This is a genomic window from Flavobacterium plantiphilum (assembly GCF_046000495.1).
Classification (GTDB): Bacteria; Bacteroidota; Bacteroidia; order Flavobacteriales; family Flavobacteriaceae; genus Flavobacterium; species Flavobacterium plantiphilum.
Window position 1 is genome coordinate 1 of record NZ_JBELQA010000009.1, and the last position, 12,228, is coordinate 12,228.

The following is a 12,228-nucleotide window of genomic DNA, read 5'->3' on the forward strand; positions in this document are numbered from 1 at the left end:
TAGCAGCGGAAATCCTTACTTGCCGGGGTTCGGCGAGTAAGATTGAAGCGGATAGCAGGAGAATGCTACATAAAAAAAACTCGCACTATATTATAGTACGAGCTTTATAGATTAAACTGTCTTTCGAATTATTTAGTAGAAAATTTAAAAGCGGTTTTTGTTTTATAGGTTTCTCCCGGGTTTAAAACCGTTGTCGGGAAATCTTTTTGGTTTGGAGAATCCGGATAATGCTGTGTTTCTAAACAAAGCCCTGTTCTGTGCGCATAGGTTTTCCCATCTCTTGTAGGCAATGTACCATCCAAGAAGTTTCCTGTATACAACTGGATTCCCGGTTCATCAGTATACACCTCCATAACTCTTCCGCTGGTTGGCTCATAAACTGAAGCCGCAAAACGAAATCCTTTGTCCTGATTGTTCAAAACCCAGCAGTGATCGTACCCTTTACCTCTTTTCAACTGTTCATTAGCTACTTCAATTTCTTTACCAATTGCTTTTGGTTTTCTGAAATCAAATGGTGTATTAGCCACATCTTCTAATTTCCCAGTTGGAATCAATGTTTCATCAACTGGAACTAATTTATCAGCGTCAATTGTTACTACGTTATCCAAAATTGTTTTTGTAAAATCACCTGAAAGATTAAAATAAGAGTGCTGCGTTAAATTCACAACGGTTTTCTTATCTGTAGTCGCTTCATACAACACCTCTAAGCTATTATCAGCAGTTAATGTATAGGTAACAAAAACAGTTAAATTTCCTGGAAATCCTTCCTCCATATCCTTGCTGACATATTTTAATTTCAAAGTAGCATTTTCACCGCCTTTAGCTTCTTCGGCAGTCCAAACTGCTTTATGAAAACCCATTGGACCACCATGCAAACTATTTGGTCCATCATTAGCAGTCAATTTATACTCTACTCCATCCAAAGAGAATTTAGCTTTTCCAATACGATTTCCGTATCTTCCGATTAGGGCACCAAAAAACGGATTGTCCTTAGTATACTGTTCAAAATTATCAAATCCAAGCACCACATCTTCAGAAACACCGGCTTTATTAGGCACTTTTAAAGAAGTAATAATTCCGCCATAAGTCATAATATCCACTTCCATTCCTTTTTGATTTTTCAGTTTGTAGCTGTCAATCTTCTCCCCTTTGGCGGTAGTCCCGTACTCTGATTTCTCAATAGTAACACTGTCCTTTTGAACAACATTTTGTTCCTGATTTTCTTTCTTATCCCCTTTACACTGAACAGAAAGTCCTGCTGTAGCAATAACAGCCAATCCAAGAACACAACTTTTTAATAATTTCATATTTTTTTATTTTATTGGTTAATAGAAAAATCATAAAGCCAAAAGCTAACTTAACTTCTGACTTTATGACTTGGTAAATTATTATTTAAAAAAGATTATAATCCCGTTTGAAACAAATGGTAATATGCTTCATTTGCATTTAAAGTATCTTTAAAATTACGGATTCTAGTATCATTATCAATAACAACTAATTCGATTCCGGCAATATCAGCAAAATCTTCCATGAACTCAGTAGTTACTGCTTGACTGTAAACAGTATGGTGCGCTCCACCAGCTAAAATCCAAGCTGTAGCAGCAATGTCTAAATTAGGTTTACAATCCCAAAGTACACGTGCAACCGGTAATTTTGGTAAATCAGCCATTGGTTTTACAGCAGTTACTTCGTTTACGATTAAACGGAAACGAGTTCCCATGTCTACTAAAGATACGTTGATAGCATCTCCGGCAGGTGAATTAAATACCAAACGAACAGGATCTTCTTTTCCACCAATTCCTAATGGGTGAATTTCGCAAGAAGGTTTTCCGTCAGTAATAGAAGGACAGATTTCCAACATATGAGAACCTAATACATATGATTTTTCAGGTGTAAAGTGGTATGTATAATCTTCCATGAAAGAAGTTCCTCCTTCAAGACCGATGTTCATTACTTTCATAACACGAACCATAGCAGCTGTTTTCCAGTCACCTTCTCCACCAAAACCGTAACCATCAGCCATTAAACGTTGTGTAGCAATACCCGGTAATTGTTTTAATTCTCCTAAGTTTTCAAAAGTATCCGTGAAAGCACCAAAACCACCTTCTTCTAAGAAAGCTCTTAAACCTAATTCGATTTTAGCAGCATCTAATAAGGATTGTCTTTGCTCTCCTCCTTTTTGTAATTTTGGAGCTAAATTGTATGATTCTTCATAAACTGCTACTAAAGCATCAACCTGCGCATCAGTAACCAATTTCATTTTATTAACAATGTCAGAAGAGTCATATCCGTTTACAGACATTCCAAAACGAATTTGAGCCTCTACTTTATCTCCACAAGTTACAGCAACTTCACGCATGTTATCTCCAAAACGCGCTACTTTTAAGTTTTGCATTTCATCCCAACCTAAAGCTACTCTGGACCAGTTTCCTAATTTTTGCTGAACACGCACATCTTCCCAGTGACCTACAACCACTTTACGTTTTTTACGCATTCTTGACATGATGTAACCAAACTCTCTGTCTCCATGAGCTGATTGATTCAAGTTCATGAAATCCATATCGATTGAAGCCCATGGAATTTCAGCATTGTATTGTGTATGTAAGTGACATAATGGTTTTTTAAGAATACTTAAACCATTAATCCACATTTTAGCTGGCGAGAAAGTATGCATCCAAGCGATAATACCAATACAGTTTTTATTGGTATTTGCTTCCAAACAAATATCTGTGATTTCGCTAGGTGATTTTGCCACCGACTTGTAAACTACTTTTACAGGAACATGAGAAGAAGCATCAATTCCTTTTGCAATTTCCTGAGAATGCACAGCAACTTGTCTTAAAGTTTCTTCTCCATATAGGTTTTGGCTTCCAACTACAAACCAAACTTCTTTTTTTGAAATATCTATCATTTTTATTTATTTTATTATTTATTGCTATTTATTGTCCGTAATACGAATCTTTACCGTGTTTACGTTCGTAATGTTTTTTAATCAAAGAATCCTTCAATCTTGGAGCAGCCGGATTAATTTGCAACGTTAAGTATGCCATTTCAGCACAAACCTCTAATACTTTAGAGTTATAAACCGCTTTAGCTGCATTTTTTCCCCAGGCAAACGGACCATGATTTCCTAACAAAACCATTTCTACTTCTTCGTATGAAAGATTTTTCTCTTTGAAACAATCCAAGATTTGGATTCCAGTATTGTGCTCGTAGTTTCCTTCGATTAAGTTATCAGCCATTGGAGCAGCACAAGGAATATCAGCAGTTAAGTGATCTGCATGAGTAGTTCCAAAAATAGGTATATCTCTTTGTGCCTGAGACCATGCTACAGAGTAAGTGGCGTGTGTATGCGCAATTCCTCCAATATTTGGCCAATGTTTGTACAAATAAGCATGAGTTTTTGTATCAGAAGAAGGACGTTTGTCTCCTTCAATAATGTTATTATCAAAGTCAACAATTACGATATCTTCTGCTTTTAATTCTTCGTAAGGTACTCCGCTTGGTTTAATAGCGAAAACTCCATTCTCTCTATCAACAGCACTTACATTTCCAAATGTATACACTACTAAATTCAATTCGTTTAGTTGCATATTTGCTTCGTAACATTCCTGTTTTAACGCTTGGTATTTTGACATCCTAATTTTATTATTTTGTTATACTTTCTACAAATTGAGCCAATTCAGAATAAGAATCCATCAATTCATGGTATTTTTCAATTTTATCAGCTTGAGGGAAATATTCGCTTTCAAAATCACTTCCCATTTTCTTAGCCGCTTCAATTACGTTTGGATAAATTCCGGCAGCAACAGCAGCATAAATCGCAGCTCCTAAAGCCGGTGCCTGGTCAGAAGCGCAAACTTTAATTGGCTTGTTCAACACATTTGCTAAAGTCTGCATGATAAAAGGTGATTTTCTAGCCACACCACCAATTCCAATCACACTATCAATACGAACCCCTTCTTCTTCAAAACGGTCTACAATTTTCTTAGAACCAAAACAAATTGAGTTGATTAAAGCTTTGAAAATATGTGGTGCTTTTGTTCCTAAAGATAAATTAGTCATCGCACTTTTTAACCCTTGATTTGCATCCGGAGTTCTACGACCGTTAACCCAGTCCAAAGCCGTTGGAATACTTTCAGACAATGGAATAGCTTCGGCTTGTTCGGTTAAAGTTTTAATGAAATTAGATTCAACCTCCTCTTTTAATTGGGCTTTTTGCTCATCAGATAAAATAGCTGAATTGTACACCAAATTATCTAATGGCCAGGACAAAGTATCTTTGAACCAGGCTAAAACATCTCCAAAAGCAGATTGTCCAGCTTCAAGACCAATGTATCCCGGAATTACAGAACCATCCACTTGTCCGCAAATCCCTTTAACCGTTTTGCTTCCTACATTTTCTTTAGCAGAAACAATAATATCACAAGTGGAAGTTCCCATTACGCGAACCAAAGCATACTCGTCAATTTTTGCACCTACAGCTCCTGAATGAGCATCAAAAGTTCCAACAGCAATAATTGTATCGGTAGTTAATCCTAATCTTGTTGCCCATTCCTGATTTAAAGTTCCGGCAACCACATCTGATGTATAGGTTTCATCATATAATTTTCCTCTTAGCTGTGCTAAGTAAGGGTGTAATTTTTCTAAAAATTCTACTGGAGGCAATCCATTCCAGTCTTCGTGCCACATGGCTTTATGTCCTGCTGCACAACGGCTTCTTTTAAATGTTTTTAAATCTTTATCGTCAATTAACAAATAAGTCATTAAATCACAGTGCTCTAACCAGGTGTAAGCTGCATTTCTAACCGCTTCATCTTCGCGGGCAATGTGTAATATTTTCGCCCAAAACCACTCCGAAGAATAAATTCCTCCTTCGTATTTGGTGAAATCTTCACCTCCCCAAGTAGCGGCAAGTTCATTGATTTCATTCGCTTCATTAATAGCAGTGTGATCTTTCCACAAAACCATCATTGCATTTGGGTTTTCTGCAAATTCAGCTGTTAATGCTAATGGAGTTCCATCTGCTGTAACAGGTACAGGTGAAGATCCTGTAGTATCAATACAGATACTTTTTATCAAAGAAGGATCAACCTTACTTGCTGTTACAATATTTTTAATGGTCGATTCCAATCCTTCGATATGATCCAAAGGATGCTGACGGAATTGATTGATGGATGGATTACAATATTGTTTGTTTTTCCATCTCTTGTAATGACAAACATCTGAGGCTAATTCCTGCCCGTTTTCGGTATCAATTAATACGGCACGAACTGAATCTGATCCGTAATCCAAACCTATTACATAATTTTTCATCTTCATTTTTTAAAATATGGCTACAAAGATAGCACAAAATTATATGAAGTGTAACACTCACACTTCATATAATTTTATTAATTTTTGATTTATTTAGTTATATAAAAACTTTTTTTATGGGATTTTATTTTATCTTTAATTTCAATATTACAAAAGAATAGGCCGGTAAATTTACAGACGCTTTTTTTCCGTTTAATTTATACTCTTTTTCAACAGGAAGAATTTTGGTTGGCTCAGCCAGAGTATTATAATCATCAAGTTTATCATGAGTCAATACAATCAATTTTCCTTTAGACTCCACTCCTTTTCCGGACAAATTAATCGTAAGATCCTGAACTTTTCCAGAGGTATTAACGAGTTTTAAAATCAATTCATTGGTAGTAACATCTTTTGCAGCAGTTGCATACAGTTCATTTTGCCCTGTCAATGGTTTTCCATCTTTTGTAATTTCTAAAACATCCGTTCCTCTATTGTTGGAGTACAGTTTTTGAACATAATAATTAGCCGTTCCATACGAATTCAAATTATCAAACCAAATCATATCCGGAGCCCATTGAAAAGCATCTACGTGAGCCATCAAAGGTGCATAAGAAGTTAAATGAACGATATCAGCATTACGCTCTAAACCGGTCATAAAGGCCGATTCAGAAAGTGCTGACAACCAATTATTCTCTTTTAAACCGTCTTCTACCCCTTTTGGGTGCGCTGCATATTCTCCGGCAAAAATCTTTGGTCCTTTTCTGTCGTAATTATCATAACGCGCTGCATTTTCTTTAAACCACTCCGGATTTTTATAATAATGTTCATCAACAATTTCTGCATTCAATTTCTTCAATTCATCCCATCCGTAATCAAACATTGCTCCATCAGGCGAAGGTCCTGAACCGGAAACAATAGTCATGGCAGGATATTTTTCTTTTATTGCTTTTGCAAAAACTTTATATCTTTCAATATATTGTGGTCCCCATTGTTCGTTTCCAACACCAATAAACTTAAGATTAAACGGTTTTGGGTGTCCCATATCAGTACGTAATTTCCCCCATTTAGTAGTTACAGCACCATTAGCAAATTCGATCAAATCCAAAGCATCCTGAACATAAGGATCTAATTCTTCCATTGGAACTAATTCTCCTGTATTGTACTGACAGGCAATTCCACAACTTAAAATAGGCAATGGCTGAGCACCAACATCTTCTGAAAGTTGGAAATATTCGAAAAAGCCTAAACCAAAAGACTGAAAATAATCAGGAGCCTGTTTATTTTTAAACTCCACATTCCATCGGTTAATCATCGTTTCACGGTCTTCAACCGGTCCAACGGTTTTTTTCCATTGGTATCTGTTGTCCAAGGTTCTTCCCTCGACGATACATCCGCCCGGAAAACGGATAAATCCCGGTTTTAAATCATATAATAACTGAACAATGTCTTTACGCAAACCATTTTTTCTGTTATTCCAGGTGTCCTGAGGAAATAAGGAAACCATATCCAAATCAATTATTCCGGTTCCTTCAAATGTAATCTTCAACTGCGCTTTAGCTTCTGTTCCGGTAGCAATAATTTGGGCTGAATAATCTTTCCAACTTGTTGATGAAGGAACGATTGAAGTTTCTCCTAAAACATTTTTATTAGCATCTATAAATTGGATAATTATTTTTTTGATAGCATTATTATGATTTGCCGCTTTTAACGAAAGATTGTATTTCGCCTCTTTCTGAATTCCCATTCCTCTGAAGCCTTCATTAATAATTTGGTATCCTTTATCATTATTGATGATAATTCTGCAAAAATCAGGATTATTAGGATTTTCCGAAGTACGCATCGGAGTAGCAATACCCGATTCTTTATTAAAAGAATGCGTATTACTATTAGGTTGCAGCCACCCCATAAGAGGTGAATCAAAACCAAAAGTTCTGTTTTTAACCATTTCGGCATATAACCCTCCATCAGCAGCAAAATTGATGTCTTCGAAAAAGACACCATACATTGTTGGTTGAATTTTGGTCATTGATTTAGTCAAATCAACTTCTAAATTTGTTCTTTGAGCAGTTACTAAAAAACTGCTCAGTAATAAACCACAAACAGTACTTCTGGTTATTAAATTTAATTTCATATTTTAATTTTTCTTTTTATTCGTCGATAATTAAGATAGAAAACTTTACTTGATACTTTTAATTAAATTCGAATACGGGTTTACCGTTCTCATCAAATTTCAATTTCATCATTCTCGCATGACGATTAGGATCATATAAGGGATCTGCAATAATTTCTTTTAAGGGTCTTGTATCTGTCGCTGGCACTACTTTTGGATCGCCAACCGCTTTTTCGTAATCCCTTGCATGATATATTACTAAAGGTTCACCATTTTCATCAACTGTAAATGAATTATGACCCGGACCATAAATCTTTTTTACTTCATTGGTTTTTAATACCGGATATCTGGATTTTTTCCAGGAATTTCTATCTAATAAATCAGCTTTTTCGTCTGCTTCCATCATACCCATAGCGTAACAGGCACCTGTAGCGCTTGCTGAAAAAGTAATATAAATTTTTCCTTTATTTTTAATAACTGCCGGACCTTCATTTACCCAAAAACCGACGCGTTCCCAATCATAATCCGGAGTCGTAAGCATAAATTGAACTGTTTTTAGTTTTACAGGTGATTCCATTTCGGCTAAATACAAATTAGAAGCCGCAAACTGTCCTCCCGTTTTTTCTGCCCAACAGAAATAACGCTTATTTTTATGCTCAAATACAGTCCCGTCCAGAGAAAAATCGGTAAAGCTTTTGGGATCGGCATCAGCTGCCTGCATTTGCCCGAGCTCAACCCACTTGTCATGCAAAGGGTCCTGACCGGTACACTCCAAAACATAAGGTCTTAATTTCCAAATATCTTCTTCTTCGCTTGCTGCAAAATACACGTACCATTTACCATCCAAATAATGAATTTCCGGCGCCCAGACATGGCGACTCATTGGTCCGCTTTTATGTTTTTCCCAAACTCTAAAAGTTTCAGCATTTTGAAGTTCTCCAATTGTTTTGGCACGTCTTAACTCTATGGCATCATAGGTAGGTATTGATCCTGTAAAATAGTAATAGCCATCCGTATGCTTGTAGATAAATGGATCTGCTCTTTGCAATACAATCGGTTTGTTAGATAAGCTTGTTTTTGAATGAGTAGCCTCTTCATTTGTTGGTTTATCATTTTGCACTTTTTTATCATTACAAGAAGTGACACTAGCCAAAACAAGGGCTGATAATGCGAGGTTGATTAATCTGTTTGTTTGCATCTTATACTTTGTTAATGTGAATAAAATTTATTCGGGAAGAATTAAGCAGTCGCTCTTTTATACCTTTTTTGGCTTTATTGAATCAGAATCGAGTATTACAAATAGGGCCAGAAATCAGCATCCCATTTCAATTCTTTGATGACCAAAACAGATTTCCCATTCTGTTTTGCATCATAGCCATGATAAACTAAATAATCTATTCCGTCAAAAGTGTAAGCACTATTATGACCTACGCCAAAAAAATTTTCATCGCCCTTTGCCAAAATGGTTCCGCCACCCTGATTCAATAAATTACCATCCTTATCAACATAAGGCCCCGTAACAGAAGTAGCTCTTCCCACGGCAATTTTATAAGTACTATCCTTGCCTTTGCAACACAAATCCCAAGAGGTAAACAAATAATAAAAGCCATTTTTCTTAAAAATAAAAGGCGCTTCTATTGCCGAACTTCCGCCTGACAAAGGCGTATTTTTTCGTTTAGCGATAGCGTACCATTCTTCGGGTTGAGCAATGGACAGCAAATTCGGATTCAATTTTACCATTTTGAGACCATCCCAAAAGGAACCAAAGGATAACCAAGGCACATTATTTTCGTCAATTATTAAATTAGGATCAATGGCATTCCATTCGTCTCTGTTGGGATAAGATTGAACAACAATTCCGTGATCTACCCATTTATAATTAGGATCATTTGCATTCAAAGTTACATTGGTCACAACCCCTATAGCAGAAGTGTTTTTGCCAAAAGCCGAAACCGAATAATACAAATAATAAGTGTTATTGTGAAAAGAAATGTCCGGTGCCCAAATATGATTTTTAAAATCAGCCGCAACAGAATCAGCCCAAACAGGTTTTTCTTTAAATATTGCTGGCTCTTTCTTCCAGTTTTTTAAATCTTTAGAACTAAAAACACTAATTCCGCGTCCCGTACAATATAAATAATAAGTGTCTTTTTGTTTAATCATCACTGGGTCATGAACACTAATATCCTGAGCCAATGATGAAAAACCAACCAAAACTACTAACGACAAAAATAGATGCTGTATTTTTTTATTTGATTTCATTTTGGTTTATTTTTGAATTCCTTCTGATGTCATCACTACACGTTTCATAGTTCCGTCTTCATTATAAAAAAGACGATCTACACAAACAGATCTTCTAAAACTTCCTCCTTCAGTAGGAATAGAACCATTGTGATAAATAAAATACGACTTGCCTTTAAAATCAATTATAGCCTGATGATTAGTGTTCGAATTACCTGCCACTTCGTTCAAAATGCCTTTATATTCCCAAGGTCCATTGATTGATTTACTCATGGCGTACGCAATTTTTTCAGGAAACTGATAAGCATAAGACAAATAATACCAGTCTTTACGCTTGTGAATCCATGGCGCTTCGGTAAAATTAGGTAAATCGATAGTTTGCATCGGCCCATCCATTTCGATCATATTTTCTTTTAATTTCACATAATTACAAACCGTATTTCCCCAAAAAAGATATGCCTGACCATCATCATCTACAATCACTGTTGGGTCAATATCATCCCAGCTAATTTTAGTTTTGGTGGTCATATCATTAGTGATTAATGCCTTTCCTAAAACATCTTTGAAAGGTCCGGTAGGACTATCAGAAACTGCAATTCCTATAGATTTCCCATGGATGGATCCATGTGAAACTGTTACAAACCAATAGAATTTCCCATTTCTTTCGATCACCTGTCCTGCCCAGGCATCTCCTTTTGCCCAGGCAAAATCGGAGGTTTTTAATGGCACCGGATGTTCTTTCCAGTTAACCATATCAGAAGAAGAATAAACCAACCAATCATTCATTCGATACGTATTGACTCCTTTTTCAGGAACATCATGACCGGTATAGAGATAAACCTTGTCTTTATACACTAATGCCGCAGGATCGGCAGTGTATTTATCGGTAATAATTGGATTGTTCATTTTCAGCTCTTGCTGATTATTTTTGGTCGAAGCCGTATTTTTAACAGCAGCCGTTTTACAAGAAGCAACTGCTGTTAAAATACTTACACTATATAATAATGAGGTGATTTTCATTTAAAAAAAATATTATTTTCCTTCTAACATCACAACAGAAAAAGGTGGCAATGTAATTTCTAATTTTCCTTTAGCATTTTTAAAACCTTTAAATTCTTTAGGCTCGATTGCATTAGGTTTCTCAAATGAATTGTAATCCTGTAATTTTTTAGAAGTCAAAATAGTTCCTGTTACGTTTTTTAAACCAAGTTCAGCCAAATCAATTTCGATTTTGTTTTCATTCTTTGAATCAACGTTTACTAATGAAATATGTACTAAACCGCTTTTATCTTTTGAAGCCGAAGCAGAAATAGCTGGCAAACTTTTACCTTCAAAAGTGTACATTGGAGAAGTAAAGTTAACCGGCAACAACTCTGCATCCTGATGCACGCGATACATTTTCATAACATGGTACGTTGGAGTCAAAATCATTTTAGCTTTATCCGTTAAGATAACTGCCTGCAATACATTCACACATTGCGCTAAGTTTGCCATACGCACTCTGTCGGCATGATTGTTAAAAGTATTCAAGGTAGTACCTGCAATCATAGCATCACGCATGGTATTTTGTTGGTATAAAAATCCGGGATTAGTTCCTTTTTCCACTTCATACCAGCCACCCCATTCATCCACAGCCATAGTTACTTTTTTCGCAGGATCATATTTGTCCATAATAGCAGCATGTTTAGTAACCAATTCTTCCATTTTTAAAGCCGATTTCATCGTTTCAAAATATTGGTCTTCGCTAAAATCTACTGCATCTCCTTTTTTGTTCCAATTAATAACCGCATAATGGTGTACACCTAGCCCACCTAACATATTAGTTGGAATATTTTTCATCAAAACTTCGGTCCAATTGTAATCGGCACCATTTGATCCGGATGCAATACGAGTGATTCCGCCTTTATTCTCCCAATCAGACATAAAAGTGGCATATTTGCGATACTCTCCTGCATAATATTCAGCCGTCATATTTCCACCGCATCCCCAGGCTTCATTACCAACACCCCAGAATTTCACTTTCCAAGGTTCATTTCTTCCGTTTTTTTTACGCAAATCACTCATCGGACTTTTCCCTGCAAAGTTCACATACTGAACCCAGTCGGCCAGTTCCTGAACTGTTCCGCTACCAATATTACCAGCCAAATAAGGTTCAGCTCCTAATACTTCGCATAAATTTAAAAAATCGTGAGTTCCAAAACTGTTATCTTCAGTTGTTCCTCCCCACCATTGATTTACAATTGTTGGTCTGTTTTCTTTTGGTCCAATACCGTCTTTCCAATGATAGGTATCCGCAAAACAACCACCTGGCCATCTTAAATTTGGAATTTTCAATTCTTTTAAAGCGGCAATAATATCGTTTCTGACTCCGGCTGTATTTGGAATTTTAGAAGTATCTCCCACAAAAAAGCCTCCGTAGATACATCTCCCCAAATGTTCTGCAAAGTGACCATAAATATTTTTATTAATAACAATTGGATTTTTAGCTTTTTCAATGCTAATAGTTGTGGTTTCTTTTTGTGAAAAAGTGAGTTGACTACAAAAAGTAAAAATCAACAATAAGAACAGATTTTTTTTCATTC

Annotated in this window: 9 protein-coding genes; all 9 read right to left on the reverse strand. The window is 36.1% G+C overall.

Annotated elements, in window-relative coordinates; all coding sequences use genetic code 11:
* Window positions 1-128: 128 nt before the first annotated feature.
* Complete coding sequence (locus ABS764_RS14245; protein WP_408082460.1) at window positions 129-1,307, reverse strand: aldose epimerase family protein; 1,179 nt, start codon at window positions 1,305-1,307, stop codon at window positions 129-131.
* 95 nt (window positions 1,308-1,402) lie between these two features.
* Entirely contained in the window at window positions 1,403-2,911 is a 1,509-nt protein-coding gene (gene araA / locus ABS764_RS14250; protein WP_408082461.1) for an L-arabinose isomerase, read from the reverse strand.
* Window positions 2,912-2,939: 28 nt separating this feature from the next.
* Complete coding sequence (locus tag ABS764_RS14255; protein ID WP_408082462.1) at window positions 2,940-3,638, reverse strand: L-ribulose-5-phosphate 4-epimerase; 699 nt, start codon at window positions 3,636-3,638, stop codon at window positions 2,940-2,942.
* 10 nt (window positions 3,639-3,648) lie between these two features.
* The gene (locus ABS764_RS14260; protein WP_408082463.1) at window positions 3,649-5,316 is read right to left on the reverse strand and encodes a ribulokinase; all 1,668 of its coding nucleotides are present in this window, start codon (window positions 5,314-5,316) and stop codon (window positions 3,649-3,651) included.
* A gap of 124 nt (window positions 5,317-5,440) precedes the next feature.
* Window positions 5,441-7,426: an alpha-L-arabinofuranosidase C-terminal domain-containing protein gene (locus ABS764_RS14265; RefSeq protein ID WP_408082464.1), complete on the reverse strand. Its 1,986-nt coding sequence runs from the start codon at window positions 7,424-7,426 to the stop codon at window positions 5,441-5,443.
* 58 nt (window positions 7,427-7,484) lie between these two features.
* Entirely contained in the window at window positions 7,485-8,603 is a 1,119-nt protein-coding gene (locus ABS764_RS14270; protein WP_408082465.1) for a family 43 glycosylhydrolase, read from the reverse strand.
* Between the two features lie 95 nt (window positions 8,604-8,698).
* Window positions 8,699-9,667: an arabinan endo-1,5-alpha-L-arabinosidase gene (locus tag ABS764_RS14275; RefSeq protein WP_408082466.1), complete on the reverse strand. Its 969-nt coding sequence runs from the start codon at window positions 9,665-9,667 to the stop codon at window positions 8,699-8,701.
* A gap of 6 nt (window positions 9,668-9,673) precedes the next feature.
* A complete protein-coding gene (locus ABS764_RS14280) occupies window positions 9,674-10,666 on the reverse strand; it encodes a glycoside hydrolase family 43 protein (protein WP_408082467.1) in 993 nt (330 codons plus the stop codon).
* Window positions 10,667-10,678: 12 nt separating this feature from the next.
* On the reverse strand, window positions 10,679-12,226 hold the full coding sequence (locus ABS764_RS14285; RefSeq protein ID WP_408082468.1) for an alpha-N-arabinofuranosidase: 1,548 nt from the start codon (window positions 12,224-12,226) through the stop codon (window positions 10,679-10,681).
* Window positions 12,227-12,228 lie beyond the last annotated feature (2 nt).